The following is a 26,666-nucleotide window of genomic DNA, read 5'->3' on the forward strand; positions in this document are numbered from 1 at the left end:
ATCAGCCCAGGGTGAGGACGACCAGGACGGCGGTGGCCGCGGTCTCGCAGAGGGCGCCGAAGACGTCGCCGGTGACCCCGTCGAAGCGGTGCACGCAGCGGCGCAGCAGGGCTTCGGCGGCGAGCAGGCCGGCGAGGACGGCGGCCGCGTGCTGTGCGGTGGCGGCCGGTCCCATGGGGAGGGCGGCCAGCGCGGCGGCGGCCAGGACCAAGGCGGCAACCCAGGCCGCCGCGCGGCGCGGGACCACGCCCGCGACGGCCGCGCCGAGCCCTTCGGGCCGGGCGGCGGGGACGCCCCGGCGGGAGGCCAGGGTCATCGCGAGCCGGGCGGTGACGGCGGCGGTCACGGCGGCGAGCGCGCCCCGGGTCCAGGAGCCGGCGTAGGCGTTGGCGAGGGCGGCGACCTGGATCAGGAGGACGAACAGCAGGGTGATGACGCCGAAGGGGCCGATGTCGGACTGCTTCATGATCCGCAGGGCGTCCTCGGCGGGCTTGGCGCTGCCGAGGCCGTCGGCGGTGTCGGCCAGCCCGTCCAGGTGGAGGCCCCGGGTCAGGGCGGCGGGGACGGCGACGGTGACGGCGGCGGCGAGCAGGGGGCCGCCGCCGAGGAGCAGCAGCAGGACTCCGGGTACGGTGGCGAGGAGGCCGACGGCGAGGCCGGCGAGCGGGGCGCAGGCCATGCCGGCGCGGGCGGCGGGCCGGTCCCAGCGGGTGATGCGGGCGGGCAGGACCGTCAGCGTGCCGAAGGCGAAGCGGATCCCGTCGGCCAGGGTGGCGCGCTCCTCGGGCGGGAGCGGCGGTCGATCATCGGTCGAATCTGTCATCGGCGCGAACGCTACCCGCTTACGGTGAGCGGTAAATTGCTCATTACGGGTCATATCGGGAGCGGGTGTCGTGGGTCACTGGTGGGTGCGCAACATCGTCGAGCCGGGCAAGCTCCCACTGCTGCTCGCGTTGCTGTCGTTCGTCCTGTCGTTCCTGGTCACGCGGGTGATCACGCGGCTGATCCGGGCGGGCCGCGGCCCCTTCAAGAACATCACCCCGGGCGGTCTGCACGTCCACCACGTGGTGCCCGGCGTGGTCCTGGTGATCATCGGCGGGTTCGGGGCGGTGGGCAGCGGCGGCCACAGCTTCGGCGCGGGGCTGTCGGCCGTCCTCTTCGGGCTGGGCGCCGGGCTGGTCCTGGACGAGTTCGCGCTGATCCTGCACCTGGACGACGTCTACTGGAGCGAGCAGGGCCGCAAGAGCGTGGAGGTCGTCGTGCTGACGGCCGCGGTGGTCGCCCTGGTCCTGGGCGGGTTCCTGCCCTTCGGGGTCAACGAGCTCTCCCCCGGGGAGCGGCACAGCCGCGGACTCGTCGTCATGAACACCGCCACCAACTTCTTCCTGGCGCTGATCGCCCTGTGGAAGGGCAAGCCGCGCACGGCGGTCTTCGGCACGGTCATCCCCTTCGTCGCGCTGATCGGGGCGATCCGCCTGGCCCGGCCCGGCTCCCCGTACGCGAAGCGGTTCTACGCCAACCGGCCGCGCGCCCGGGCCAAGGCGGGGCTGCGGGCCTTCCACCACGACCGGCGCTGGGCCCGGCCGCGCCGCCGGTTCGAGAACTTCATCAGCGGACTGTCCGACCCGGAGCGCGAGCGGGCACGGGAGCGGGAGCGGGAGCGGAGCGGCGGCGGGGGCGGTCCGGGGCACGGCTGCGGATGACGGCCGCGGACGGCTGCGGGTGACAGCTGCGGACGTCGCGAAGGGTCCGCCCCCGGGGCACCGGGGCGGTAACATGGCACCCGTGGGTGTGCAGCGCGGGTGCGGTCAGCCCGGGATGAGGCCGTCGTCGCTGAGCATGTCCCGGACCTCGTCGAGGGTGGCGTCCGGGGCGGGCAGGATCAGCTCGGAGGGCTCCAGGGCGTCGTCGGGCAGCGGGGTGCCCAGGCGCCGCACGGCATCGAGCAGGGCCCCCAGCGTGCGCCGGAAGCCCGCCTCGTCGCCGGACTCCATCTCCTCCAGGAGTTCGTCGTCCAGCTTGTTGAGCTCGGTGAAGTGACCGTCGGCCACCTTCACCTGGCCTTCCCCCATGATGCGGACAATCATGACGGGCCCCTGTCCTACTGCTTGTCGAACCGGTGCTGGGTCTGCTGCGGCCGGTCGGTGCCCGCGGCGCCGCCCTCGATGGCCTGCTGCTGCGCGGACGGGCCGCCGGCCAGCTCCGCCTTCATCCGCTGGAGCTCAAGCTCGACGTCGTTCCCGCCGGAGAGGCGGTCGAGCTCGGCCTGGATGTCGTCCTTGGAACCGAGGCCGCTCTGGTCGTCGAGGGCGCCGGAGGCCAGCAGCTCGTCGATCGCGCCCGCGCGGGCCTGGAGCTGCGCGGTCTTGTCCTCGGCCCGCTGGATGGCCAGGCCGACGTCGCTCATCTCCTCCGAGATGCCGGAGAAGGACTCCGCGATGCGGGTCTGCGCCTGGGCGGCCGTGTAGGTGGCCTTGATGGTCTCCTTCTTCGTGCGGAAGGCGTCCACCTTGGCCTGGAGGCGCTGCGCGGCCAGCGTCAGCTTCTCCTCCTCGCCCTGGAGGGTCTGGTGCTGCACCTCCAGGTCGGCGACCTGCTGCTGGAGCGAGGAACGGCGGGACAGGGCCTCGCGGGCCAGGTCCTCACGGCCCAGCGCGAGGGCCTTGCGGCCCTGGTCCTCCAGCTTGGCGGACTGGCCCTGCAGCTGGTTGAGCTGGAGCTCCAGGCGCTTGCGGGAGGTCGCCACGTCGGCGACGCCCCGGCGCACCTTCTGGAGCAGCTCCAGCTGCTTCTGGTACGAGTAGTCGAGGGTCTCGCGCGGGTCCTCGGCCCGGTCCAGGGCCTTGTTCGCCTTCGCGCGGAAGATCATCCCCATACGCTTCATGACACCGCTCATGGGCTTCGCGCGCCCCCTTCTAGACGGACTGTGGTGCAGGTCACCGACAGGACCCACAGTACGGGCCCTGCCTCCATTACCGCACTGTTCGAGTACGGATGCGCTCCTCCTCCAGGACGAGTACCCCTGCGCCGTATCAGGCGTAAGGAGTAGGTGATCCCCGAGGGCCTCAGGAGCCTCGTAACGGGAAGACGCCCGCCGTTGCCGGATCGTTCCCCGCCGAGGTGGGCCGCCCGCCCCCGACCACGTAGGGTTGTGTCTGTGTTTGGTAGCCGCTCCTCCAAGGAAGAGAAGGCCTCCGCCACCGAAAAGGTGAGCGCCGGCCCCTCGCAGCCCCGTGACCCGCAGGCCCCCAAGGGCCGCCCGACGCCGAAGCGTGCTGTGGCCCAGTCGCAGCGCAAGGCCGTCGTGGCCTCGACCGGCAACCGCAAGGAGGACGCCCGGCGGGCCCGTGAGCGCCGCCGGGAAGAGATGGCCCGCCAGCGCGAGGCGCTGGCCAACGGCGACGAGCGCTATCTGCCCGCCCGTGACAAGGGCCCGGTCCGCCGCTTCGTCCGCGACTTCGTGGACTCCCGCTTCTCCGTCGCCGAGATGTTCCTGCCGCTGGCCGTGATCATCCTGGTGCTGAGCATGATCCGGGTCCCCTCGATCCAGAACGTCGCGCTGATGCTGTGGCTCGGCGTGATCGTCCTGATCATCCTGGACTCGATCGGCCTGGTCTTCCGGCTCCGCAAGGCGCTGAACGAGCGGTTCGCGAACGAGCCCCGCCGCGGCGCCATCGCCTACGGCCTGATGCGCACCCTCCAGATGCGCCGGCTGCGTCTGCCCAAGCCGCAGGTCAAGCGCGGGGAACGGCCCTGACCGGAGCGACGCCCGGACCATCAGGGGCGTCGAAGGGGGAGGGCTTCGCGGGGGGAGCCAGGCTCTGGCTGGAGGGCCTGGGCGGACTGCGCAACGCCGTCCGCCAGGAACTCGTCGGCCGGCAGGTCGAGGAGCAGATCACCCAGCGCTTCCCCGTCGGGCAGCGGCTGCGCGTCCTCGACGTCGGCATGGGCCAGGGCACGCAGGCACTGCGCCTGGCCCGCGCCGGGCACATGGTCACCGGCCTGGAACAGGACGCCGCCATGCTGGCGGTCGCGCACGCCGCGCTGGCCGCCGAGCCGGCGGGGATCCGCGACCGGGTCGAGCTGATCGAGGGCGACGGCCGGGAGACCGGCGCGCACTTCGGACCGGGCAGCTTCGACGTGGTGCTGTGCCACGGCGTACTGATGTACGTCTCCGAGCCCGACGCCATGCTCGCCGGGCTGGCCCGGATGCTGGCCCCGGGCGGACTGCTGTCCCTGCTGGTGCGCAACGGCGACGCGCTCGCCCTGCGGCCGGGACTGTCCGGGGACTGGTCGGGGGCGCTGGACGCCTTCGACACCGTCGACTACACGAACCGGCTGGGCCTGGAGGTCCGCGCCGACCGGCTCGCCGACCTGACCGGCACCCTGTCCGGGATCGGCGCCCCGCTGCACGCCTGGTACGGGGTGCGGGTGTTCACCGACGGCACCGAGGCGGCCGCCGAACTGCCGCCCGAGGAGGAGCTGGAACGGCTGCTCGCCGCCGAGGAGCGGGCCGGGCGCACCGACCCCTACCGGTCGGTCGCCGCACTGCTGCACCTGTGCGGGGTCCGGGGCTGACGGAGCCCGCACGACGGAGAACCCCCGGGGCCCGCCCCGGGGGTTTCGCACGTCAGGCCTCCGCTGCCGCCTTGAGGCTCATCCGGTAGATCTCCGTAGCGTCCTCGAACAGCGTCACGCTCTCCGCGCCGCCGTCCAGGAGCTCCTTCCAGACCTCGCCGATCCAGGACTCCGCGTCCCCCTGCGTGGTGAACTCCTCCGGTTCCACCGCCGGGCTGGTCTCGCTGCCGTCGGCCGCCTCGAACCGCCACGTCCACGCCATGTCCGCCTCCGTTGCTCGTCCGCTACTCGCCTTGAGTCTGCCCGCAGAGTAACCGGGCGCGCACCCCTACCGGCGAAGCGAGAAGATCTCCGTGTGGAACTCACTCTCCTCGGCACCGGTACCCCCGAAGGACTGCCCCGCCCCGGCTGTCCCTGCGCGGTCTGCGCGGTCTCCGTCGGCACCCGGTCACGCGCCGCGACCTCCGTCCTCGTCGACGGCGCGCTGCTCCTCGACCTCACTCCCGGCGCCGTGCTCGCCGGGGCCCGCGCCGGGCATTCGCTGGCCGGCGTACGGCAGGTGCTGCTGACCCACCCGCACGACGGGCCGGCCGTCGAGCTGCCGCCCGGACTGCCCGCCGCCGGACGGGTCCCCGACGGGCGGGAGCTCGCCGTGATCAGCGGGCACCGGGTGCGGGCCGTGCCGATGGACTCCCCCGGCACCGGCTACGAGGTCACCGGCCCCGACGGGGCCCGGCTGCTGTACCTGCCGCCCGGCGGGGCACCGGCCGGCACCGAGGGGGTGCCCGCCCGGCACCCGTACGACGTGGTCCTCGCCGACGTCCTCGGCCGGCCCGAGGCCCTGGCCCGGCTGCGCTCCACCGGCGCCGTCGGCCCCGCCACCGACGTCATCGCCGTCCACCTCGACCACGACACCCCGCCCGGCCGGGAGCTGGAACGCCGCTGCGCCGCCGCCGGGGCCCGCGCGGTCCCCGACGGCACCACCGTCACCACCGGCGAGTACCACGCCGTACCGGACGTCCCCCTGCGCACCCTGGTGCTGGGCGGCGCCCGCTCCGGCAAGTCCGTCGAGGCCGAGCGGCGCCTGGAGGCCTTCCCCGAGGTCACCTACGTCGCCACCGGCGGCACCCGCGACGGCGACGCGGAATGGGCCCAGCGCGTCGGCCTGCACCGCGAGCGGCGGCCCGCCCACTGGCGGACCGCCGAGACCTGCGACCTCGTTCCACTGCTGGAGCTGCCCGGCACCCCCCTGCTGATCGACTGCCTCGCGCTGTGGCTCACCGACGCCATGGACCGGGCCGGGGCCTGGGACGACGCCGTCTGGGCGGCCGGCGGGCACAAGGAGCTCCGCGCCCGCGTCGCCGACCTGGTCGCGGCCGTCCGCGCGACCCGCCGCACGGTGGTGCTCGTGAGCAACGAGGTGGGCTCCGGAGTGGTCCCGGCCACCGCCTCCGGGCGGCGGTTCCGCGACGAACTGGGCCGCCTCAACAACGCGGTGGCCGGCGAGTGCGAACACGTCCTCCTCGTGGTCGCCGGGCAGGCCCTCGCCCTCAAGGAGCCGCCGTCGTGACGGATCGACAGCCACCCCCCGAAGGAGCCTCCGGACGGCTGTAATCTCTGGCAGATGACCACCCTGAATCTCGACGACTTCTCCGATCTGATCGAGCGCCCCGACGGGGGCGTCCGACGTGACGCCGAGGAGCGCCGTGGGCGCCTCGCCCTGCCGCCCGGCGCCCTGGGACGGCTCGACGAGCTCGCCGAATGGCTGGCCGCCGCGCAGGGCCGGGTACCGGTCAAGCCGGTCGAGCGGCCCCGGGTGGTCCTGTTCGCCGCCGACCACGGCATCGCCGCGGGCGGGGTCTCCGCCCGGCCCGCGGGCAGCGCCCACGAACTCGTGCGCGCGGTGCTCGACGGCACCAGCCCGGTCTCGATCCTCGCCGGACGCTTCGGCGCGGGCATCCGCGTCGTCGACGCCGGCCTGGACTGCGACCCCGCCCTGCTGCCCGAGGACGTCGTACGCCACCGCGTACGGCGCGGCAGCGGGCGCATCGACGTCGAGGACGCGCTCACGGCCGAGGAGGCCGAGGCCGCGCTCAGGCTCGGCATCGAGATCGCCGACGAGGAGGCCGACTCCGGGACCGACCTGGTCGTCCTAGGCGACCTCAGCGTCGGCGGCACCACCGTCGCCGCCACCCTGGTCGCCGCCCTGTGCGGCACCGACGCCTCCGTGGTCACCGGCCGCGGCGGGCGGCCGATCGACGACCTGGCCTGGATGCGCAAGTGCGCCGCCATCCGCGACTCGCTGCGCCGCGCCCGCCCGGTGCTCGGCGACCAGACGGCGCTGCTGGCGGCCGTGGGCGGCGCGGACGTCGCCGCCATGACCGGCTTCCTGCTCCAGTGCGCGGTGCGCCGGACCCCCGTCATCCTCGACGGGGTGGTCTCGGCCGCCTGCGGACTGGTCGCCCAGCGGGCCGCCTTCCGCGCGCCCGACTGGTGGCTGGCCGGACAGAGCAGCGGGGAGCCGGGCCAGGCCAAGGCACTGGACCGGATGGCACTCAACCCCGTGCTCGACCACGGCGTCACAGTGGGAGAGGGAACCGGAGCCCTGCTGGCGCTCCCCCTGGTCCAGGCGGCCGCCGCGCTCGCCGCGGAACTCCCCGAGACCCCGTCCGAGGAGACGTCGTCCGGAGAGACGCCGGCGGACCAGAAGACGGACTGAAAGCACCGGGCACCACGGGCCTGACCAGTCCGCAGTGCTCGTACGGCCTGCGGACCGGTGACGCCCATATCATCGCGTTTCATGGGAGAGGTCCGCTTGACCAGCGTAGAAACCGACCGGAACAGCCTCGATCAGGCTTCCGGCAAGGGTTCCGACAACAAGAAGCAGAAGGAGAAGGAACAGGGCAGGGAACAGGGAGGCGACACCTCCGCGAAGCCCGAGACCCGCAGGGGGAGCCCCGCCTCGCGGCGCGGCGCTGCCTTCGCGGTCTGGTACCTCCGCGCCGTCACCTTCGTCAACTTCCTCAGCGCGGTGTGGCTTTCGCTCGGGCAGGACCTGCGCCGGCACAACACCGCCGACTTCTACACCCCGTACCTGCTGACGGCCGGCTTCGCCTCCGGCCTGTTCTCGCTGCTGCTCGCGGTCACCATGGGCCGCCGCAAGCGGGCCGCCTGGATCCTGAACCTGGTCGTCAGCGGCCTGCTGCTGCTGGCGTTCGCGATCGCCGCCTTCGCCCCGTGCACCGGCGGCGAGTTCAGCCTGTGCTACCCGGAGTTCCGCGACCACGCCCAGAACTGGGTCTCGCTCGCCCTGACCGCCGCCTTCGTCGGTGCCCTCCTGGTGGGCCGCCACGAGTTCTACGCCAAGGGCGACCGCTCCAACCCCAAGCTGGCCACCGCCGTCGCCGCCGTCGGCCTGCTGCTCACCTCGCTCGTCGCCGCCCTCCTCGTCGGCGCGACCAACACCGACCCCGACCGGGCCGACGCCACGTTCCTGGCCCGCTGGCGCTACGGCGTGATGCGGCTGATCACCCTGGCGCCCGACGACAAGGCGTACAACGCGATCACCACCCCCGCCTGGGTGGACGTGTTCATCAACGTCATGTCCATGCTGCTGCTCCTCGCCGTGCTGTTCGCCGCCTTCCGCTCCCGCCGCGCCGTCGACCCGCTCACCCCCGAGGACGAGGAGAAGCTGCGCGCCCTCCTCGCCAAGCAGGGCGACCGCGACTCCCTCGGCTACTTCGCGCTGCGCCGCGAGAAGTCCGTCATCTGGTCCCCCACCGGCAAGGCCGCCGTCACCTACCGCGTCGTCGGCGGGGTCTCGCTGGCCTCCGGCGACCCCATCGGCGACCCCGAGGCCTGGCCCGGCGCCATCGAACCCTGGCTGGCCGAGGCCCGCGAGCACGGCTGGGTGCCCGCCGTGATGGGCGCCTCCGAGGAAGCCGGACAGATCTACGCCCGGCACGGGCTCGACGCCCTCGAACTGGGCGACGAGGCCATCGTCGAGACCGACGAGTTCACGCTGGAGGGCCGCGCCATGCGCACCGTCCGGCAGGCCTACAACCGCGTCAAGCGGGCCGGCTACACCGTCCGCATCCGCCGCCACAGCGACATCCCCGCCGACGAGATGGCCGTCCTGCTCCAGCGCGCCGACGACTGGCGCGACGGCGCCACCGAACGCGGCTTCTCCATGGCCCTGGGACGCCTCGGCGACCCCGATGACGGCCAGTGCGTGATGCTGGAGTGCACCGACGGCAACGGCGACCTGCGCGCCGTGCTGTCCTTCGTGCCGTGGGGCCCCAAGGGCCTGTCGCTGGACCTGATGCGCCGTGACCGGGACTCCGAGAACGGCCTGATGGAGTTCATGGTCATCGAACTCCTCGAACGCTCGAAGGAGATCGGCGTCACACAGGTCTCACTGAACTTCGCCATGTTCCGTTCCGTCTTCGAGCGGGGGTCCAAGCTCGGCGCGGGACCGGTGCTGCGCATGTGGCGGTCGCTGCTGAGCTTCTTCTCCCGCTGGTGGCAGATCGAGTCCCTCTACCGGGCCAACGCCAAATACCGCCCGATCTGGGAGCCGCGGTTCATGCTCTTCGAGAAGAGTTCCGACCTGCTGCGCATCGGAATCGCGGCGGGCCGGGCCGAGGGCTTCCTGGAGGCGCCCGGCCTGCCGAAGTGGCTGCACCGCAGACATCTGGAGACGATTCGTTGACGTCGTGGACGACGGCCTCACCGCGGCGGTTCGCCCGCCGCGAGTGGGGCCCCCTGTTCTGGACCCTCGGGGACGCACTCGTCCGCGACAAGTGGCGGGCCGTCCCGATGACCCTCGGGGCGGTCTGCCTCACCTCGGTCTTCCAGATCGTCCAGAACACGTCCTGGGGCTTCCAGCCCGTCCAGAACCTCGGGTCCGTCAAGGCCGTCGACCCCCTGTGGCTGGCGCTGCTGCGCACGCCGCTCTCCCTCTTCGTCCCCGCCCTCGACCTGCCGGTGTGGGGGGCGCTCGCGCAGATCCTGCTCGTCTTCGGCATCGCCGAGATCTGCATCGGCTGGTGGCGCACCCTGCTGATCGGGTACATCGCCACCCTCGCCGGCACCACTTACGCCCGCATCGGGCTCTCGCTGGGCCCCGACCACCCCCTCGGCCTGCCGGTGACGGACCGCGTCGTCAACGACACCGGGCCGTCGGCGGCGGTGGTGGGCCTGGCCCTGTACGTCTGCTGGCGTTACCGGGCGTACCTGACGGGCACGCTGGTGATCCTCGTGATGATCGGGGAGGTCCTCGTCAAGGACAACCTGGCGGGCAAGGAACACCTCGCGGCCATCGCCGCCGTCATGGCGGTGTGCGTGGTGCGGGCGAAGTGGGGGCCGCCGCGGTCCCGGGCCCCGCTGGGGCACCGGACCCCGCCACCGCCCCGCCGGCTGCGCCTGCCGCCCCGGCCGCCGGACGGCGGCTGAGGGCCGCCGGGCCGCGGCTGAGGGCCGCCGGATCGCGGCTGAGACCCGTACGGGCGCTGTCCGCGCGAACCCGTACCGTAGCGGGGTGACCACAGACCTCGGGCCCGGGCCCTTCCCCACCGGGCGGCAGTGGATGCGGGCCCATCCGCTCGCCACCGACGCCGTGCTGGCGCTCGGCGCGCTGGTCTCCATGGTCCTCGGCTCCTTCGTCGACCCGCACGGCCCGCTCGGGCCCAGCTTCCGCACCCGCGCCCCCGAACCGGTCTCCCTGCTCCTGATGCTGCTCGGCGCGGCCGCCCTCGTCTTCCGCCGCCGCAGCCCGCGCGCCGTCCTCGCCGTGACCTGCGGGCTGACCCTCGTCGAGCTGGCCACCGGCGAGCCGCGGGCGCCCGTCGCGATGAGCGCCGTGATCGCCCTCTACACGGTGGCCTCGCGCACCGACCGTCCCACCACCTGGCGGACCGGCCTGCTGACGATGGCGGGCCTGACCGGGGTGGCCATGCTGGCCGGACCGCTGCCCTGGTACGCGCAGGAGAACATCGGCATCTTCGCCTGGACCGGCATGGCCGCGGCCGCCGGAGACGCCGTCCGCAGCCGGCGGGCCTTCGTCGACGCCATCCGCGAACGGGCCGAACGCGCCGAGCGGACGCGGGAGGAGGAGGCCCGGCGGCGGGTCGCGGAGGAGCGGCTGCGCATCGCCCGGGACCTGCACGACGTGGTCGCCCACCACATCGCCCTGGTCAACGTCCAGGCGGGGGTGGCCGCGCACGTCATGGACAAGCGGCCCGACCAGGCCAAGGAGGCCCTGGCCCACGTACGGGACGCGAGCCGGTCCGCCCTGAACGAACTCCGGGCGACGGTCGGCCTGCTGCGGCAGACCGGCGACCCCGAAGCCCCGACGGAACCCGCCCCGGGACTGGCCGTACTGGACGAACTCCTCGACACCTTCCGGCACGCGGGCCTGCCGGTCGAGGCCACCGTCCAGCTGGGGACGGGGGCGGACCCGCTGCCCGCCGCCGTGGACCTGGCGGCGTACCGGGTGATCCAGGAGGCCCTGACCAACGTCCGCAAGCACGCGGGCCCGGGCGCGCAGGCCGAGGTCAGCGTGGTGCGGGTGGGCGCCTCGGTGGAGGTGACCGTCCTGGACGACGGCGGCGACTCCGCCGACTCCTCCCCCGGCGACCCGGGCGGCGGCCACGGCCTCCTGGGCATGCGCGAACGCGCGGGCGCCCTGGGCGGCTCCTGCTTCACGGGGCCCCGGTACGGGGGCGGGTACAGGGTCCACGCGATCCTGCCGGTGTAGCACCCGCGGCCCGGGCCCGCCATCTCCCCCTCGAGGGGTCGGGGCCGGACGGTGTTTGCCCACCCGCCTCCCCGCGTGCGGGGCGGTGGGGTGGGGGCGGGGTTCCGCCGGGCGGTACCAGGCATTCGGCCGGCACCGGGGAGGGCGGGGCCCGAGCGGGGCGGTCTCAGGGAGGGCTGGGGGCTTCCCGTCAGTCTCATCGTCCTTCCGCGTCGGGCCGGTCAGTCAAGAGCGCTCCTTCGTCGCGTCGCTACGCGATGTCGCTGCGCTCCACTCTTGACAGCCCGTCCCGCCACGGAAAAACGAAGACTGCCGGGAACCCCCCAAAGGAACGGGACGGATGTAAGTCAGACATGCGGCTCCCTCAGCGATGAGCCGGGGAGGTCGGGACACGGCAGACCACACACCCGGCCCCCGACCGGCGAAGCCGGAGCCGGGGGCGGCCCCACGCGTCAGATCGCTACGCGCTCCTCCCGTCTCAGCGTCCGCCGCCCGTCTGGGGCCGCTAACTGCAAGAAATGCCAATCAGAGAGGCATCCGGGGCCGGTGGGCGCATCAGATCGCTACGCGCTGCCCTGGTCTCGGCGTCCGACGGCCGTCTTGGGCTGGTAGCCACACGGACCGGCGCATCAGAGAGTGCGGACCATCACCGAGTACAGCGGGGAGTCGTCGGAGGACTTGGCCTCGGCCGTCTTCATGTAGCCCCACTTCTCGTACAGGGCCTGCACCTTGGGGTGGGCGGAGTCGACGAGGAGGGTGACGTAGTCGGCCTCGACGGCGTTGACCAGGGCGTCGTGGATCTGCTTGGCGCGGCCGGTGCCCTGCCACTGGGGAACGACCATCAGCTCGGACAGGGCCAGGATCCGCCCGCGCACCCCCTTGGGGCGGTCCGCCCCCTTCCACCACCCGCCCGGCTTGAACTTCGAGCCATACGCGTACCCGACGGCTCCACCGTCCTCCCAGCCCGAGATGCACAGCCAGTCCTCGCGCCCCGACCACAGGTCGACGTAATGCGAGAACCGTTCGCGCGAGTAGAACGGGTCGCGGTCGTCGGCATACACCTCGTCGTGGATGTCCAGGAGCCAGGAGCGGACGTCCGGGGCGTCGGCGTGTGTGTACTGCTTCAGGTCCATTGGCGTGACTCCTCGATCCAGCGACCTGGCGGGGTTCTCGAAGGCATCCGGCTACGCCTAAAGCACATCGTTTCTCGGCGTCTGGCGGCCGAATTCGCCTTGTTCTCCCTACGATCGGGGCATGGCCTCTGAGTGGGAAGTTCGGTTCCGGTCGCTCGACGGTACAGAGCTGGTGGGGACGGTGACGGCGCCAACCGACGTGGCGACTAAGGGGTGTGCCGTGCTGGTGCACGGCGCTGGCGTGACGAGGGAGGAAGGGGGCTTCTTCGGCAGACTGGCTGAAGGACTCGCCGTAGTCGGATTGCTGTCGTTGCGCTTCGATCTGCGGGCGCACGGGGCGAGTGGGGGACGGCCGCAGGACGTCACCATCGCGGGGGTCGCCAATGACATCCGGGCCGCCGTCGACCAGGTTCGCCGCGAGTGGGGGCTCGGCGGGGCGCCTCATGTCATCGCGGCATCGTTCTCGGGTGGTGCGGCCGCACTGCACGCCGCCCACCGGCCGCAGGACGTGGGGCGGCTGGTGCTCTTGAACCCGCGCCTGGACTATCGGGACCGTTACGTGGACAGCCGCACGTATTTCGAGGGCGACTACATCTCCAGCAGTGCTGCGCGAGACCTGGACGAGGTCGGGTTCACCGAGAAGTCGCCGTTCGAGTTGGGACGGGCACTGCACAACGAAGTGTTCTATCTGGATCCGGACGTCTATCTGCGGGCGGTTCGGGCCCCGGTCCTGGTCGTGCACGGGACGAAGGACACGTTCGTACCGGTGGAATCCTCACGGCGGTACCTGCCCGTCTTCTCGGGTCCCGCCGAGCTGTTGGAACTGGATGGCGCCCAGCACGGTTTCGCCGTGCACGAGGATCCCGGCTACGCCGATCCGCAGACGCAGATGTGGCAGGCGCAGGTCATCGACCGGGTGAGTGAATTCGTGACCGCCTAGACGGGCAGGGCTGCGAGGGATTGGCGCAGCTCGCGGACGGCGGGGCGTCGTGCGTGGGCGCGCAGCTCGGCGGCCGTTCTACGCAGCTCGCCGAGTGCTTGGCCGAAGCCGGGGGTGGCGGCGAGGTTGAGCGCGGCCATGCCGGTGGCAGCGGCATCGTCGGGTTCGTCCGCTGAAGCCAGGGCGCCGGAGAGGTGGGCGGTGAAGAACGCGCGGTCCCTGGCGGCGAAGCTGCCCTGGGCCAGGTGCTGTCGCAGGAGGTCCACGGCACGAACGGGCTGGCCGGCCTCTCGGTGGCTGATGGCACTCTGCGCCATCAACCGGTCGAGGGTGTATCCGGCACACAGAGGCCCGGTGCAGCTCGCCGGTTCGGCCTGGCCGGCTTGGCCGAGGGCGTCCTGCGCCTGGTCGAGCGTGCGGGCGACCTTGTCGGGCGGCGCTCCAGTCAGGGCGAGGGCACGTGCCTCCTGCTGGAGGGCCTCGGCCTGGGCGCGCGGCGGCAGCCGCCAAGGACCATGGGCGGCAGCGTGTGCGAGATCGAGCATGCGGGCAGCGTCATGACGATCAGTGGCCTGTGCCTTCCGAAGCAGGACGTAGGCGTGCATGGGAGCGTCGCCCGTCACGGTCGCCCACTCGATGGCACGGTCATGGAAGAAGACCGTGACGTGCGGCGGGGATCCCGCGTCCCGGTGAAGCCAGGCGGTGAACTCGGCCGCCCGTGCCCCCACGCCGAGCAGTTCCCGGCGAAGGGACGGAGAAGCTTCGTGGGCAAGGTGCTCGATGACGGCCAACAGCTCGGTCGCGGCCGGAAGCGCCTGCCGAGGACCGGCGCTTCCGTCAGCGCGCGCCAACTCGTCCAGAGCGCTGCGCAGGTGCCCTACCAGTGCCTGGTCGCTGTAACGACGTGCATGGTTCAGCCGGTCCCGGCCGGACGGCCCGAGCAGCGGGGCGATCCCGATCACCCCTTGTAGGAACGACCGCCTGCGCACCGCGTCCTCCTCGGTCAGCTCCGCCCGCCCACTGTGGGGCGGCACGAAGCCCAGCTGGTCCAACGGCAGCCCGAACATGGCGCGCAGCACCCGCCGCGCCTGGGTGTTGGGCCAGCCCGGCTTCGCCGACTCCCAGCGCCGCACCTGCCGTACATCGATCTCGCCCGTTTCACCCAAGGCTGTCGCGTACACGGCATAGGCCCGGGCCACATCGGTCTGACTGTGCCAACCGCGCTCCAGTCGAGCAGCACGAAAAGCGGGGTTTCCAGGACTCTGGGTCATCACTCCCCCAGGGCGAACAGCGGCCACGTGTGTGGGGACGACGCTACTCCCGCGAGATGTCCTCTGATGTGTCCTCGTTACATCTCACCCCCCAGACCTACGGTCGCAGAGAGCGCAAGGAGGGACGCCCAAATGACCTTTGACGCACGGGAATCCACGCCCCAGCACGCCGGCTACGGCCAGCCGTCCCGGGAACTGCTGGCGCGCGCGGAGCGGGGCCTCCTGCGGTTCCTCACCCGCTGGCCGCAGTCGGACAGCGTGAACAAAGCTCCTGCCGCAGCCGAAAGGCCGTCTGATGTCTGAGCACTACGAATACGTCCCCCACCGCCTCCTGCGCCGCCGCGTCCGCGACATCGCGTCCGGGGCCGAGGGCGAGCTGATGGCCGTCATCAACGAGAACGTCTCCGACTGCCTCACCTACGAGCGCTGGATGGAACTCGCCTACATCCGTGGCTCCTCCGGCCGCGAGTTCACCACCGCCGTCGAGAACGTCATGCCCGCCTATGACCAGCCCCAGCCAGCTCGCAGACGCCGAGAAAACGGCAGCGCGTAACGATCTGCTGCGCCCACCAGCCCCCAATGCCGCTCTGATTGGCATTTGGTGCGGGTAGCGGCCCCAGACGGCCGCCGGACGCCGAGAAATGAGGAGCGCGTAGCGATCTGTCGCGTAGGGCGGCCCCGAAAGGGAATGGCGGCGGCCCGGATGCCCGGCGAGGCGGCCCCCGGCCACCCCGCCTCATCCCTGATCCCGCCGCATGTCCATCTCCGGACCGTCCCGTTCCTTTGGGGGGTTCCCGGCAGTCTTCGGCTTTTCGTGGCGGGACGGGCTGTCAAGGGTGGCCGAAGGCCATCGCGTAGCGACGCGACGAAGGAGCGCCCTTGACAGGCCGGCCCGACGCGGAAGGACGATGAGACTGGCGGGAAACCCCCAACCCTCCCTGAGACCGCTGAGTAAAGTCCCGACCTTCCGGGTGCCCGTCCGCTGTCCGGTCACTGCCCGGCGGGACTCCGCCCCCGCCCCACCGCCCCGCAGGTGGGGAGGCGGGTGGGCAGCCACCGGCCAGCCCCCGACGCCTCGAGGGGGAGATGGCGGGCCCGCGCCGCGAGTGGGTGCCGGTGGGGTCAGCAGGGTTTGCGCCAAGGGCCCAGTTCGTATTTCTTTTCCATCGAGCTCAGGTGGAGTTCCTTCGAGCGGTCGCAGAACTCGTCCGTCGAGCGTTCGTATTCGACGTGGAAGACCGCCTTGTTCGCCTTGATGAAGGGGGTCAGGGTGTCGCATTCGTCGTACTGGGCGCATTGTTCGTTGACCGCGAAGTCGAAGTCCGGGAGCAGGGAGGGGATTTGGTCCAGGTCGTTCTTCAGGCCCACCGACAGGCCCCTGTCGTGGGCCAGGCGGGCGATCAGGCGGTTGTAGGTCAGTTGGTGTGCTGCCGTGAGGGGGAAGCCCGTCTTGTTCTTGTAGCCGTCCATGTTGTCCGGTTCGACCGCGTCGAAGCCCTTCTCGCGGCACATGTCGAAGCGCTTGGCCATCAGGGGTTCGAGGGTGGACGTCTGGCGGATGTCCAGCCAGCGTTCGCCCTTCCAGCCGTTGCCCTCGCCCAGGAGGGACTTCGGGAAGGCGTCGGCGTCGGAGCGGAAGTCCTCCCAGGCGCCCGTGGAGATGTAGCAGATGGTGCGGCGGCCGGACGTGCGCAGGGCCGTGACCTGTTCCTTCGTCGTGTTGAAGCCGTCGACGTCGTACACCGGCACCTTCACCGAGGTGTCCAGCTTCCCGCTCAGCTGCCACTGCCAGGCCGTCCCCGGCCGGGGCTGCCAGCGGCCGCCCGGGGACTCGGAGGGGGCCGGGGTCGGGGTCTCCCCGTCGTTTCCGTCGTCCGGGGCCGCCGTGCAGGCGGCGGTGAGCAGGAGCAGGCCCGCCACCGCGACGGTGGTGAAACGCTTCATCGGGCGGTCTCCAAGGTGTACGGGAGGCTCCCCCACGGGTGGGCGCCGGTGCCGGGGACGGCGCAGTGGACCCCCGCGTGGCGTTCGGCGGCGAGTTCGGCGGTCGGGGCGTTCGGCGGGACGGCGTAGACCAGGTGGCAGAAGCGGTCGGCCGGGTGGTCGGCGGTCCAGGGGGGCGGGGTGGCGGCGCCGTCGCGGTAGGCGTCCCAGGGGCCCTCGAAGGTGACGAGGAGGTCGGCGAGGGCGGCGTAGCCGGGGTGCGGGTGGACCCCGTGGTTGAGGACGAGCGTACGGGCCCCGGCCGCGCGGGCGGCGATGGCCAGGCGGCCGTAGTGGGGCAGCAGTTCGGGGCCGGAGGCGGCCTGGTCGAGGAAGGCTCCGTCGGCGGCGTACCAGTCGCGGTGGCGCAGCAGGTCCTGGACCACGTCGGCGTGGGGCCGGCGTCCGTAGTCGGTGTCGGTGTAGCCGAGGACGGGCACGCCGGCGTCCCGCAGCCGGGCGGCGACGGCGGCGAACCGCTCGTCGGGGGCCTCGCCAGGTCCGCTGGCGGGGTTGAGGACGACGGAGTGCAGCCGGCCGGCGGAGGCGATGAGCCGTTCCCACGCCTCGGGCCGGTCGGCGGGATGCTCGTAGAGCGGGACCAGGAGCACGGGGGCCTCTTCGGGGTGCGGGGTCATCGGTGGGCCGTCGCACGGCCGAGGAACAGGCAGACCAGGACGGACAGCACGGCCGCCGCGGCGCCGGCCACCCCCAGCTGGACCAGCCGGGGCGAGCCGGCCCCGGCCAGCAGGGCCAGGCTCTGGGCGGCGGCCGCGGCGGCGCAGACCACGGCTGCGGGGCGGACGGCGCCGAAGGACTGCAGGAGCAGCCCGGTCCACATCACGGCGCCGAGCAGCAGCAGGGTGGTGACGCGGTCCCAGGTGAGGCCGGGGGCCTGGGGCCACAGCAGGGTTCCGGCGGTGCCGAGCAGGAGGAGCACCGCCAGGTAGGCGGCGAGGCAGCGGCCCAGGGTGGTGAGCATCCGCCGCCGGAACGCCCGGGGCGAGCGGGCCGCCCGCAGCCCGGCGAGGCTGCCGCTGCGGAAGCGGTGCAGGAGCCATTCGGCGGGGCCCATGCTGAGGGTGAGGGCCACCGCCGAGGGGGCCGCGACGGCTTCGGCGGGGCCGCCGGTGAGCACCTCCCCCAGGGCGGCGTACAGCACGAGCAGGCCGGTCCCGAGGCCGAACACCCCGTAGGGCACGGAGTCCGCGATGCGGGGTCCGCGCCGGGTGTGGTCCTCCTCGGCGCCGCGCAGCATCCGCCAGCGCACGGCGCCCCCCTCGTCCGGGTGGGGCTGCGTGCGGTCCCGGATCCTGCGCACCGCGGCCCGTGCCCCTTCGGCGAGCGGGAGTTCCCGCAGGGCGAGGGCGCACGCGGCCGTCAGGGAGACCAGCAGCAGGGCCACCCGCAGCGGCACGGGCGGGTCGCTGAACAGGGCGAGTACCGATCCGGCGGCCATGGGGGCGAGGGCGGCGAGCAGCAGGCGTTCGCGCCGCAGGACGAGCAGGACGGTGGCGGCGCCGACGTAGAGGGCCTGTCCGGCGGCGAAGGCGTAGGAGAACGGGGGGCCGCCGGGTACGGCGAAGGCGGCGGCGGTGCCGAGGAGGGCGCCGGCGGGGGCGCCGGCGAGGAGGGTGCGTCCGGCGGCGGCGCGGTCGCCGAGGCCGAGCCAGGTGTAGGCGCGGTGGGAGAGGGTCTGGTCCCAGACCCAGCCGATGAGGGCGCCGGCGAGCAGGGTGAGGGTGCCGGCGGGCAGGCCGAGCCGGTCGGGCGGGCCTTCGAGGAGGGGTTCGCCGAGGAGGTAGGCCAGGCCTGGCAGGGCGAAGATCAGTCCGCGCAGCAGGCAGGCGGTGAGGGAGACCTTCCAGGGGTCGGGGAGGGCGTCGGGCTCGGGGTAGGAGCGGGGGACGCGGGCGTAGAGCTCCTCGGCGAGGGCGAAGGAGTCGGGGCGGCCGTAGGTGAGGCGGATGTACTCGTCGGTCATGCCGTCGGATTCGAGGACGGCGGCGATCTCGTCGGGGTGGACGGCGGCGGCGACGAACGCGTCGAGCCGGTCGGCGAGTTCGTCCATGGGGTCGGTGGGGCCGCCCCCCGCCCCGGCGCGGCCGGGGCGGGGGAGGACGGGCAGGGTGTCCGTGGCGCCGGCGGCGGCGCCGGGGCGCGGCCGGCGGGCGGAGGCCGCGTGGCCGACGTGGACCCAGGAGCCTTCGGGTCCGGGCGGCTTGAGCCAGAGGGATCCGCTCACCACAGGCTCCCGTCGGCCGCGAGCTCCTTGTACCAGGGGTCGGCGAGGCGCTGGGTCCACTGGTCGCCGGGGTGGACGGGCAGGACGGGCTGGCCCGCGAGCTCCCGGTAGATGTGGCGGAAGCCGTCCACGGACTGGTGGAGGGTGAACTTCTCGACGACCCGTTTGCGGGCCGTGCGGCCGAGTTCGGCGCGGCGTGCGTCGTCGCGGAGCAGGGCGAGGGTGGCGCGGGCCATGGTCTCGGGTTCGCGGGGCGGGACGACGAGGCCGGTGTCGGCGACGGCTTCGCGGACGCCTCCGACGTCGGTGGAGACGGTGGTGCGGCCGCAGGACATGGCTTCGATGATGCTGAAGGGGAAGCCTTCGCTGATGCTGGAGAGCATGACGACGCTGCCGGCCGCGTAGGCCTTGGCGACCTCGGTGATCCGGCCCTCCCAGGTGATGCCGTCGGCGACGCCGAGTTCGGCGGCGAGCTTCTCCAGGCGGAGCTTGTACTCCTCGCAGCCGGCCGGGACCGGGCCGAAGAGGCGCAGCCGCAGGGCGGGGAGTTCCTCGCGCATGAAGGCGTAGGCGCGGATGAGGGTTTCGAGGTCCTTGATCGGGTCGATGCGTCCGCACCAGCTGAGGGTGGGCACCTCGGGTTCGGGGCCCGCCTCGGGGAAGACGTGCGGGTCGACGCCGTTGTAGACGGTGCGGATCCGTTCGGATTCGGCTCCTCCGCGCTCCTCCCAGCGGCGGTTGTACTGGTTGCAGGGGGTGATGAGGTCGGCCTGGCGGTAGCCCTCGCCGTTCAGCTCGCGGTAGAAGCCGAGCATCAGGGCCTTGACGGGCCAGCGCTGGGCGGCGGTGCGGTAGCCGAGGTAGCGCTCGCGCAGGTAGATGCCGTGTTCGGTGAGGAGGAAGGGGACCCCGTCGAGGTGTTTGGCGGCGAGGGCGGGGAGGGTGGCGAGGCCGCTGCTGACGGCGTGGGCGACGCTGTCGGGCGGGATCCGCACGGCGAGCGGGCGCAGGGCGTGTTCGAGCAGGTCGGTGGCGGTGAGCGCGTCGTGGACGGTGGGGTCGGCGGCGGCGGTGGCCAGGCCGGGGCGGGTCCACACGTCCATGAGCAGGCGCAGCACGGGTTCGGAGCGCAGGGCCGGGGCGAGCCGGCCGGCGCGGGCGAGGCGGGCCAGTTCGGCCAGGGCCTCGGAGAAGCCGCCGTGTCCGGGAGCGCCGTGTCCGGGACCGCCGTGTCCGGGACCGCCGTGTCCGGGAGCGCCGTGTCCGGGAGCGCCGTGTCCGGGGTCGATCAGGGAGAGCAGGAAGGTTTCGTAGACCTCGGTGAAGCGGCGGTGGGCCTTGCCGCGGAGGGTGGTGCGGCGGGCCTTGGGGGGCGGCGGGCCCCAGAGCGGGACGGCGGTGTGGCGGTAGACGTTGCGCGGCAGCTCCCAGGTGACCGGCTCGCGTCCGGAGCCGGTCAGGGCTATGACGTTGAAGTCGACCTCCGGCATGCCGCGTACCAGTTGGTCGCACCAGGTGCTGACGCCCCCGTGGACGTGCGGGTAGGTGCCTTCGGTGAGCATGGTGACATGACGCCCATGGCTCATGTGCTGAGTCCCCCCAGGACTGAAAAGGGGCCGGCGCCCGTGGTGGGCGGACGCCGGCGCTGGGTACTGCCGGGTGGAGCGGGTGACCGCGGGGCTCCGGGCCCCGCGGTCGGGGCGGCCCGGAGCGGGCGGCTCAGAGCAGGTGGAGGGTGACCGCCGACTGGAGCAGTTCGGGGCCCGTCCAGGTGGAGCGGGTACCGGCGTAGGCGGTGCCGAAGTCGGCGGTGCCGAGCAGGAGCTGCTTCTTGGTGCCGTTGGGCGCGGTGACCGGGGCGAGGATGCCGGAGGGCGCCTTGACGGTGACGTCCTTGCCGATGCGGTAGGCGGTGACCTGGCCGGCGTCGACGGCCTTGTTCCAGGCGGCGCGGCGCTGGAGCTCGACGCCGGTGGCCTTCATGCTCTGGTTGACGATGGGGGCGCTGGCCGCGTAGAGGGAGCGGTAGGTGTCGAGGACCTGGTTGAGCACGGGGTAGAGGGTGCGGTCCTCGGCGAGGTTGGACTGGTGGACGTAGTGCGGCTTGGGGTCGTTGGCGAGGACGTGGCGCAGGGCGGTCTTCGCCTCGGCGGGGACGATGTAGTCCAGGAAGCCGGTGTTGGTGTCGAGCGGGGCCGGCAGGCAGGTGGAGGTGGTGGGGTTGTCGTCGCACAGGCCGCTGCCGCCGTCGGCGCGGCTGGTGTAGATCCAGTTGTACTCGTCGGCCATCTCCGCGTTGGTGCCCGTGTTGTAGTACACGTTCATCGGGTAGCGGGGGACGGTGAGGGCGGCGCCGACGGCCCGCTGGTCGGGTTCGCGGGAGTTGTCGCTGCCGGCCCACTTGACCCCGTTGTCGGCGAGGGCGCCGGCCAGGTTGGGGTTGTCCTGGGGCTGCTGCGGGAGGGTCTTGAGGCCGGAGTGCTCGCCGGTGACGAGTTCGCTGCGGTCGGTGGTGAGGCCCTTGGAGGCGGCCCAGTTGTTGTTGTCGCGGATCTGGGCCGAGATGTCGGCGCGGCTCATCCAGTTGGTCTGGCCCTGGGCGTTCTTGGTGCAGGTCCAGGGGCTGACGCTGACGTCCTGGGTGCAGCCGAGGAAGAGGTGGGTGTAGGTGTGGTTCATCCAGCGGTACTTGGCCTTGTCGGCCAGGAGCTGGGTGGTGAGGGCGTCGGTGCCGCCGTTCTCGGTCTTCCACTCCTCGCCGGCGCCCGCGTTGAACAGCAGGTCCAGCTTGAAGTCCTTGGAGGTCTGCCACTGCGCCAGGTACTGGGCGTCGGCGGCGGTCATGCGGATGGTCGACTCCTTGCCCTCGCCGCCGGCGCAGGCGTAGTCGCCGGGGGTGCAGTTGAGGGACTTGTCCCAGCGGGCGTCGGGGGCGAAGACGTCGTCGACGTGGACGGCGAAGTAGTTGCGCTCCTGGCCGAGGTGGACGCCCTGGGTCAGCCACTCGACGATGCCTCGGGCCAGCAGCCGGAACTGCTGCTGGTACTGGTTGTAGCCGAAGGTGACGACGAGTTCGCTGCGTCCGTCGTGGGTGTACTCGCCGACGAGCGAGCCCCGTCCGGAGCCGACGGGGGCGTCGACGAGGCTGGTGTAGCCGGCCATCGGCTTGGCGATGAACCCGTAGCTCTCCGGAATGAGGGGAGAGTTGTCCTCGAAGGTCACTTGACCGCCGAGGTAGCCGAAGGGGTCGGCCTTGCCGGCGGCGGTGACGGCGGCCTGCGTGCCGTCGAGGGTGCCGGCGTAGCCGCCGTTGTCGGTGTATTCCAGGCCGACTTCGGGGTGCGCCCAGGTGTAGGCGTCCACCTGGCGGATCCCGTACGCGGTCTCGTAGGCGGTGAGCGCGGCCATCTCGGCGGAGCCGGTGCCGAAGGGGTTCTCGTTCGGCAGGACGATGCCCTGGTACTTGGCGCGCGGCCGGCCGCTGACGGTGTCGCTGAGGAACGCGGCGTCGATCTTCGGACGGGCGGCGCTGCCCAGGTCGATCCGCGTGAACGGGACCCCGGTGCTGCGGAGTTCGTCGGTGATGGCGCCGACCGAGCTGCCGCCGTCGTCGACGACCAGCACCTTCAGGTCGATCCGCGGTGCCACGGTCGCCGCGTGGGCGGTGGTGGCGGGTACTGCAACCGACATCAGCGCCGCTACGCCCATGGCTGCCGCGGCCCTGTTCATCCGGTTCTTGTTGACCATTTCGGCCTTTCCCCCCGCAGGCGTCCCTCGGCGCGGCCCATGGCGGACGGCCGGGCCGGGGAGGCTCTGTGGAAATCATGCAAAAGGACCCCGCGTCCCCTTGCGAGAGTGGCTCGATCCTCTCGGACCTCGTCAGGTCTAGGCGGCAAACCTGGAGCAGAGTCCACAGATGGGTGAACCTGGAGGCCCTCCGGTCGAACAACTTGACAAACCTTCGAGTGACGTACGGATCACGCTCTGCGCGTAGGCTCGTTTCCGGCGGCCGTCGCGCCCGAATACGATCGCTGCGGAGCGGCCGGCGACCCCGACGCGACAGAAGCGCCCATATAACACAAACGGAAGCGAGACTTCACCACCGTGACTGCTCTGACTCTCAGCACTGCCGGCGCGGCGACGCTGCGCGCCGACGCCCTCGTGGTCGGCGTGGCGAAGGGCCCGAAGGGGCTCGTCGTGGCCGCCGGCGCGGAGGCCGTGGACACGGCGTTCGACGGCAAGCTCGCCACCGTGCTCGACGCGCTCGGCGCCTCCGGCGCCGAAGGCGAGATCACGAAGCTGCCCTCCCCGGCCGGCCTCAAGGCCCCGGTCGTGCTGGCGGTCGGCCTGGGCTCCGCGCCCGAGCTGGACGAGTCCTTCGACGAGGAGGCCCTGCGCCGCGCCGCCGGCTCCGCCGCCCGTGCCCTGCACGGCTCGAAGAAGGCCGCCTTCGCCCTCCCGCTGGAGGACGCCTCCGCCGTCACCGCCGTGGCCGAGGGCGCGCTGCTGGGCGCGTACGCCTTCACCACGTACCAGGGCGGCGAGAAGAAGGCGGCGAAGAACGGTGGCCCGAAGCAGCCGCTGGCCGAGGTGGCCCTGCTCGGCGCCAAGCCGCGCGACAAGGAGCACAAGGCGGCCGCCGAGCGCGCGACCGTCGTCGCCTCCGAGGTCAACGTCGCCCGCGACCTGATCAACACCCCGCCGAACGACCTCACCCCCGCCGCCTTCGCCGCGATCGCCGCGGCCACCGCCAAGGAGCTCGGCCTCAAGGCCCAGGTCCTCGACGAGAAGGCGCTGGTCAAGGGCGGTTACGGCGGCATCATGGGCGTCGGCAAGGGCTCCGAGAACCCGCCGCGCCTGGTGAAGATCGCCTACACCCACCCCGAGGCGGAGAAGCACCTCGCCTTCGTCGGCAAGGGCATCACGTACGACTCGGGCGGCATCTCCCTGAAGCCGGCCGGTCACAACGAGACCATGAAGTGCGACATGTCGGGTGCCGCCGCCGTGTTCTCCTCGGTCGTCGCCGCCGCCAAGCTGGGCCTGAAGGTCAACGTCACCGGCTGGCTCGCCCTCGCCGAGAACATGCCGTCCGGCTCCGCCACCCGCCCCGGTGACGTCCTGCGCATGTACAGCGGCAAGACCGTCGAGGTCCTGAACACGGACGCCGAGGGCCGCCTGGTCCTGGGCGACGCCCTGACGAAGGCCTCCGAGGAGAACCCGGACGCGATCGTCGACGTGGCCACCCTGACCGGCGCCATGGTGCTGGCGCTGGGCGACCGCACCTTCGGCATCATGGCCAACGACGACGCCTTCCGGACCTCGATCCACGAGATCGCCGAGGAGGTCGGCGAGTCCTCCTGGCCGATGCCGCTCCCCGAGGACCTGCGCAAGACCATGGACTCCCCCACGGCCGACATCGCCAACATGGGCGTCCGCATGGGCGGCGGCCTGGTGGCCGGCCTCTTCCTCCAGGAGTTCGTCGGCGAGGGCATCACCTGGGCCCACCTCGACATCGCGGGCCCCGCCTTCCACGAGGGCGCCCCGTACGGCTACACCCCGAAGGGCGGCACCGGCTCCGCCGTCCGCACCCTGGTGCGCCTGGCCGAGCGCACCGCCACCGGCGACCTGGGCTGACCCGCCCTCTGCGCCGTCCGCCCGCGGAACGCGTTCCACCTGGTGGGACGCGTTCCGTGACGGGCGCCACGCCCCGGGACCGAGACCTCGGACCCGGGGCGTGTTCGCTCTGGAAGAAATCTTGAGGATCGGTAGGTTTCTACGCCCGGGTAACCCGGACTTCGGGCAGAACGACGGTCCACACCCGGGGCCCGGCGTCCCGCGTTCCCCCGACAAATGCGAAGATGGGTTCTCGGCAGGACAGGGCCCCCACCACAGGGCCGAAGAAACAAGCGGCCGATTACCAGCCGCCGCCCGGTCACAGAGGACCGGTGCCCGGCGCACATGCATGGAGGACGTGACGTGGCGAACGACGCCAGCACCGTTTTCGACCTAGTGATCCTCGGCGGTGGCAGTGGCGGCTACGCCGCGGCGCTCCGCGCATCCCAGCTGGGTCTCGACGTTGCGCTGATCGAGAAGAACAAGCTCGGCGGCACCTGCCTGCACAACGGCTGCATCCCCACGAAGGCTCTGCTGCACGCCGGTGAGGTCGCCGACCAGGCGCGTGAAGCCGGACAGTTCGGTGTCAAGGCCTCTTTCGAGGGCATCGACATCGCCGGTGTGCACAAGTACAAGGACGAGGTCATCGCCGGCCTGTACAAGGGTCTGCAGGGCCTGGTCGCCTCCCGCAAGGTGACCTACATCGAGGGTGAGGGCCGCCTCTCCTCCCCGACTTCCGTCGACGTCAACGGCCAGCGCATCCAGGGCCGCCACGTCCTGCTGGCGACCGGCTCCGTGCCGAAGTCCCTGCCCGGCCTGGACATCGACGGCAACCGCATCATCTCCTCGGACCACGCGCTGGTCCTGGACCGCGTGCCCCAGTCCGCGATCATCCTGGGCGGCGGCGTCATCGGCGTCGAGTTCGCCTCGGCGTGGAAGTCCTTCGGCACCGACGTCACCGTCATCGAGGGCCTCAAGCACCTCGTCCCGGTCGAGGACGAGAACAGCTCCAAGATCCTGGAGCGCGCCTTCCGCAAGCGCGGCATCAAGTTCAACCTCGGCACCTTCTTCCAGAAGGCCGAGTACACCGAGTCCGGCGTCCGCGTGACCCTCGCCGACGGCAAGACCTTCGAGGCCGAGGTGCTGCTGGTCGCCATCGGCCGCGGCCCGGTCTCGCAGGGCCTGGGCTACGAGGAGCAGGGCGTCGCGATGGACCGCGGCTACGTCCTGGTCGACGAGTACATGCGCACCAACGTGCCGACCATCTCCGCCGTCGGCGACCTGGTCCCGACCCTCCAGCTCGCGCACGTCGGCTTCGCCGAGGGCATCCTGGTCGCGGAGCGCCTGGCCGGTCTGAAGACCGTCCCGATCGACTACGACGGCGTTCCGCGCGTCACGTACTGCCACCCCGAGGTCGCCTCCGTCGGCATCACCGAGGCCAAGGCCAAGGAGATCTACGGCGCGGACAAGGTCGTGGCCCTGAAGTACAACCTGGCGGGCAACGGCAAGAGCAAGATCCTGAAGACCGCGGGCGAGATCAAGCTCGTCCAGGTCAAGGACGGTGCCGTGGTCGGCGTCCACATGGTCGGTGACCGGATGGGCGAGCAGGTCGGCGAAGCCCAGCTGATCTACAACTGGGAAGCCCTGCCGGCCGAGGTCGCGCAGCTCATCCACGCGCACCCGACCCAGAACGAGGCCCTCGGCGAGGCCCACCTGGCCCTGGCCGGCAAGCCGCTTCACGCACACGACTAATCCACAGTCACGGGCGCGACGACCACTTCCGCACTTTCGTTAGGAGCAACAGAAACCATGCCGGTTTCCGTAACCCTTCCGGCGCTCGGTGAGAGCGTCACCGAGGGCACTGTCACCCGTTGGCTGAAGGCCGAGGGCGAGCGCGTCGAGGCCGACGAGCCGCTGCTCGAGGTCTCGACCGACAAGGTCGACACCGAGATCCCCTCCCCCGTCTCCGGCATCCTCGCGTCCATCAAGGTCGCCGAGGACGAGACGGTCGAGGTCGGCGCCGAGCTGGCCATCATCGACGACGGCACGGGCGCCCCGGCCCCGGCCGCCGCTCCGGCCGCCGAGCCCGCCGCCGCCCCGGCGCCGGTCGCCGAGGCCCCGGCCGCCCCCGCACCGGCCGAGACCC

At 72.2% G+C, this 26,666-nt stretch carries 24 protein-coding genes; 13 read left to right on the forward strand and 11 right to left on the reverse strand.

The window, feature by feature from the left end:
* Position 1: 1 nt before the first annotated feature.
* Positions 2-823 (reverse strand): adenosylcobinamide-GDP ribazoletransferase, encoded by an 822-nt coding sequence (locus ACFVXK_RS07705; RefSeq protein ID WP_389610615.1) that lies wholly within the window; start codon positions 821-823, stop codon positions 2-4.
* 70 nt (positions 824-893) lie between these two features.
* Here ACFVXK_RS07705 and ACFVXK_RS07710 point away from each other — a divergent pair, with 70 nt between their 5' ends.
* Positions 894-1,703 (forward strand): hypothetical protein, encoded by an 810-nt coding sequence (locus tag ACFVXK_RS07710; RefSeq protein WP_389610616.1) that lies wholly within the window; start codon positions 894-896, stop codon positions 1,701-1,703.
* Between the two features lie 105 nt (positions 1,704-1,808).
* Here the strand turns inward: ACFVXK_RS07710 and ACFVXK_RS07715 are convergent, their stop codons facing one another.
* Positions 1,809-2,087: a hypothetical protein gene (locus ACFVXK_RS07715; protein ID WP_389610617.1), complete on the reverse strand. Its 279-nt coding sequence runs from the start codon at positions 2,085-2,087 to the stop codon at positions 1,809-1,811.
* Between the two features lie 14 nt (positions 2,088-2,101).
* Complete coding sequence (locus ACFVXK_RS07720; protein WP_389610618.1) at positions 2,102-2,896, reverse strand: PspA/IM30 family protein; 795 nt, start codon at positions 2,894-2,896, stop codon at positions 2,102-2,104.
* 261 nt (positions 2,897-3,157) lie between these two features.
* On the opposite strand from ACFVXK_RS07720, the gene ACFVXK_RS07725 reads away from it, so the two are divergent.
* Together ACFVXK_RS07725 and ACFVXK_RS07730 are read left to right on the forward strand one after the other, a co-directional pair.
* Positions 3,158-3,757, forward strand: coding sequence for a DUF3043 domain-containing protein (locus tag ACFVXK_RS07725; RefSeq protein WP_389610619.1), 600 nt, complete (start codon positions 3,158-3,160; stop codon positions 3,755-3,757).
* A 77-nt stretch (positions 3,758-3,834) separates the two neighbouring features.
* A complete protein-coding gene (locus ACFVXK_RS07730; RefSeq protein ID WP_389610637.1) occupies positions 3,835-4,578 on the forward strand; it encodes a class I SAM-dependent methyltransferase in 744 nt (247 codons plus the stop codon).
* 52 nt (positions 4,579-4,630) lie between these two features.
* On the opposite strand, the gene ACFVXK_RS07735 is transcribed toward ACFVXK_RS07730, so the two are convergent.
* A complete protein-coding gene (locus tag ACFVXK_RS07735) occupies positions 4,631-4,840 on the reverse strand; it encodes a hypothetical protein (RefSeq protein WP_389610620.1) in 210 nt (69 codons plus the stop codon).
* Between the two features lie 93 nt (positions 4,841-4,933).
* Here ACFVXK_RS07735 and ACFVXK_RS07740 point away from each other — a divergent pair, with 93 nt between their 5' ends.
* From ACFVXK_RS07740 to ACFVXK_RS07760, 5 genes are all read left to right on the forward strand, one after another.
* The gene (locus tag ACFVXK_RS07740) at positions 4,934-6,148 is read left to right on the forward strand and encodes a bifunctional adenosylcobinamide kinase/adenosylcobinamide-phosphate guanylyltransferase (protein ID WP_389610621.1); all 1,215 of its coding nucleotides are present in this window, start codon (positions 4,934-4,936) and stop codon (positions 6,146-6,148) included.
* A gap of 54 nt (positions 6,149-6,202) precedes the next feature.
* Complete coding sequence (cobT, locus tag ACFVXK_RS07745; RefSeq protein WP_389610622.1) at positions 6,203-7,297, forward strand: nicotinate-nucleotide--dimethylbenzimidazole phosphoribosyltransferase; 1,095 nt, start codon at positions 6,203-6,205, stop codon at positions 7,295-7,297.
* Positions 7,298-7,378: 81 nt separating this feature from the next.
* A complete protein-coding gene (locus ACFVXK_RS07750) occupies positions 7,379-9,289 on the forward strand; it encodes a phosphatidylglycerol lysyltransferase domain-containing protein (RefSeq protein ID WP_389610623.1) in 1,911 nt (636 codons plus the stop codon).
* Complete coding sequence (locus ACFVXK_RS07755) at positions 9,286-10,032, forward strand: hypothetical protein (protein WP_389610624.1); 747 nt, start codon at positions 9,286-9,288, stop codon at positions 10,030-10,032. Before ACFVXK_RS07750 ends, ACFVXK_RS07755 begins: the two co-directional genes overlap by 4 nt.
* Before the next feature lie 133 nt (positions 10,033-10,165).
* Complete coding sequence (locus ACFVXK_RS07760; protein ID WP_389610638.1) at positions 10,166-11,335, forward strand: sensor histidine kinase; 1,170 nt, start codon at positions 10,166-10,168, stop codon at positions 11,333-11,335.
* A gap of 629 nt (positions 11,336-11,964) precedes the next feature.
* On the opposite strand, the gene ACFVXK_RS07765 is transcribed toward ACFVXK_RS07760, so the two are convergent.
* Positions 11,965-12,468: a GNAT family N-acetyltransferase gene (locus ACFVXK_RS07765; RefSeq protein ID WP_389610625.1), complete on the reverse strand. Its 504-nt coding sequence runs from the start codon at positions 12,466-12,468 to the stop codon at positions 11,965-11,967.
* 121 nt (positions 12,469-12,589) lie between these two features.
* Between ACFVXK_RS07765 and ACFVXK_RS07770 the strand changes: the two genes are divergently transcribed.
* Positions 12,590-13,408 (forward strand): alpha/beta hydrolase, encoded by an 819-nt coding sequence (locus ACFVXK_RS07770; protein ID WP_389610626.1) that lies wholly within the window; start codon positions 12,590-12,592, stop codon positions 13,406-13,408.
* Here the strand turns inward: ACFVXK_RS07770 and ACFVXK_RS07775 are convergent.
* Positions 13,405-14,679, reverse strand: a complete 1,275-nt coding sequence (locus tag ACFVXK_RS07775) for an XRE family transcriptional regulator (protein WP_389610627.1) — start codon at positions 14,677-14,679, stop codon at positions 13,405-13,407. The genes ACFVXK_RS07770 and ACFVXK_RS07775 overlap by 4 nt on opposite strands.
* Positions 14,680-14,974: 295 nt before the next feature.
* Here ACFVXK_RS07775 and ACFVXK_RS07780 point away from each other — a divergent pair, with 295 nt between their 5' ends.
* Positions 14,975-15,232 (forward strand): hypothetical protein, encoded by a 258-nt coding sequence (locus ACFVXK_RS07780; RefSeq protein WP_389610628.1) that lies wholly within the window; start codon positions 14,975-14,977, stop codon positions 15,230-15,232.
* A gap of 569 nt (positions 15,233-15,801) precedes the next feature.
* Here ACFVXK_RS07780 and ACFVXK_RS07785 read toward each other — a convergent pair.
* The 5 genes from ACFVXK_RS07785 to ACFVXK_RS07805 form a co-directional block, all read right to left on the reverse strand.
* On the reverse strand, positions 15,802-16,623 hold the full coding sequence (locus ACFVXK_RS07785; RefSeq protein ID WP_389610629.1) for an endo alpha-1,4 polygalactosaminidase: 822 nt from the start codon (positions 16,621-16,623) through the stop codon (positions 15,802-15,804).
* Complete coding sequence (locus tag ACFVXK_RS07790) at positions 16,620-17,300, reverse strand: spherulation-specific family 4 protein (protein WP_389610630.1); 681 nt, start codon at positions 17,298-17,300, stop codon at positions 16,620-16,622. The genes ACFVXK_RS07785 and ACFVXK_RS07790 overlap by 4 nt, the downstream gene beginning before the upstream one ends.
* Positions 17,297-18,907 carry a hypothetical protein gene (locus tag ACFVXK_RS07795; protein WP_389610631.1) on the reverse strand — a complete coding sequence of 537 codons (1,611 nt, stop codon included), beginning with the start codon at positions 18,905-18,907 and terminating at the stop codon, positions 17,297-17,299. Before ACFVXK_RS07795 ends, ACFVXK_RS07790 begins: the two co-directional genes overlap by 4 nt.
* A complete protein-coding gene (pelF, locus tag ACFVXK_RS07800; protein WP_389610632.1) occupies positions 18,904-20,493 on the reverse strand; it encodes a GT4 family glycosyltransferase PelF in 1,590 nt (529 codons plus the stop codon). Before pelF ends, ACFVXK_RS07795 begins: the two co-directional genes overlap by 4 nt.
* 133 nt (positions 20,494-20,626) lie before the next feature.
* On the reverse strand, positions 20,627-22,654 hold the full coding sequence (locus ACFVXK_RS07805; RefSeq protein ID WP_389610633.1) for a hypothetical protein: 2,028 nt from the start codon (positions 22,652-22,654) through the stop codon (positions 20,627-20,629).
* A 357-nt stretch (positions 22,655-23,011) separates the two neighbouring features.
* Here ACFVXK_RS07805 and ACFVXK_RS07810 point away from each other — a divergent pair, with 357 nt between their 5' ends.
* The 3 genes from ACFVXK_RS07810 to ACFVXK_RS07820 all read left to right on the forward strand — a co-directional run.
* Entirely contained in the window at positions 23,012-24,541 is a 1,530-nt protein-coding gene (locus tag ACFVXK_RS07810; protein ID WP_389610634.1) for a leucyl aminopeptidase, read from the forward strand.
* 342 nt (positions 24,542-24,883) lie between these two features.
* On the forward strand, positions 24,884-26,272 hold the full coding sequence (lpdA, locus tag ACFVXK_RS07815; RefSeq protein ID WP_045950452.1) for a dihydrolipoyl dehydrogenase: 1,389 nt from the start codon (positions 24,884-24,886) through the stop codon (positions 26,270-26,272).
* 57 nt (positions 26,273-26,329) lie between these two features.
* The coding region (locus ACFVXK_RS07820) for a biotin/lipoyl-containing protein (RefSeq protein WP_389610635.1) at positions 26,330-26,666 on the forward strand (337 nt) is incomplete at its 3' end.

This window comes from Streptomyces sp. NPDC058157, assembly GCF_042884105.1.
In the GTDB taxonomy this organism is placed as follows: domain Bacteria; phylum Actinomycetota; class Actinomycetes; order Streptomycetales; family Streptomycetaceae; genus Streptomyces.

What these genes read in the sequence shown, in the direction of transcription:
- ACFVXK_RS07705 (WP_389610615.1), bottom strand. Translation starts at nt 823, where the DNA reads ATGACAGATTCGACCGATGATCGACCGCCGCTCCCGCCCGAGGAGCGC.
- ACFVXK_RS07715 (WP_389610617.1), bottom strand. Translation starts at nt 2,087, where the DNA reads ATGATTGTCCGCATCATGGGGGAAGGCCAGGTGAAGGTGGCCGACGGT.
- ACFVXK_RS07720 (WP_389610618.1), bottom strand. Translation starts at nt 2,896, where the DNA reads ATGAGCGGTGTCATGAAGCGTATGGGGATGATCTTCCGCGCGAAGGCG.
- ACFVXK_RS07735 (WP_389610620.1), bottom strand. Translation starts at nt 4,840, where the DNA reads ATGGCGTGGACGTGGCGGTTCGAGGCGGCCGACGGCAGCGAGACCAGC.
- cobT (WP_389610622.1), top strand. Translation starts at nt 6,203, where the DNA reads ATGACCACCCTGAATCTCGACGACTTCTCCGATCTGATCGAGCGCCCC.
- ACFVXK_RS07750 (WP_389610623.1), top strand. Translation starts at nt 7,379, where the DNA reads ATGGGAGAGGTCCGCTTGACCAGCGTAGAAACCGACCGGAACAGCCTC.
- ACFVXK_RS07760 (WP_389610638.1), top strand. Translation starts at nt 10,166, where the DNA reads ATGCGGGCCCATCCGCTCGCCACCGACGCCGTGCTGGCGCTCGGCGCG.
- ACFVXK_RS07765 (WP_389610625.1), bottom strand. Translation starts at nt 12,468, where the DNA reads ATGGACCTGAAGCAGTACACACACGCCGACGCCCCGGACGTCCGCTCC.
- ACFVXK_RS07770 (WP_389610626.1), top strand. Translation starts at nt 12,590, where the DNA reads ATGGCCTCTGAGTGGGAAGTTCGGTTCCGGTCGCTCGACGGTACAGAG.
- ACFVXK_RS07775 (WP_389610627.1), bottom strand. Translation starts at nt 14,679, where the DNA reads ATGACCCAGAGTCCTGGAAACCCCGCTTTTCGTGCTGCTCGACTGGAG.
- ACFVXK_RS07780 (WP_389610628.1), top strand. Translation starts at nt 14,975, where the DNA reads ATGTCTGAGCACTACGAATACGTCCCCCACCGCCTCCTGCGCCGCCGC.
- ACFVXK_RS07785 (WP_389610629.1), bottom strand. Translation starts at nt 16,623, where the DNA reads ATGAAGCGTTTCACCACCGTCGCGGTGGCGGGCCTGCTCCTGCTCACC.
- ACFVXK_RS07790 (WP_389610630.1), bottom strand. Translation starts at nt 17,300, where the DNA reads ATGACCCCGCACCCCGAAGAGGCCCCCGTGCTCCTGGTCCCGCTCTAC.
- pelF (WP_389610632.1), bottom strand. Translation starts at nt 20,493, where the DNA reads ATGAGCCATGGGCGTCATGTCACCATGCTCACCGAAGGCACCTACCCG.
- ACFVXK_RS07805 (WP_389610633.1), bottom strand. Translation starts at nt 22,654, where the DNA reads ATGGTCAACAAGAACCGGATGAACAGGGCCGCGGCAGCCATGGGCGTA.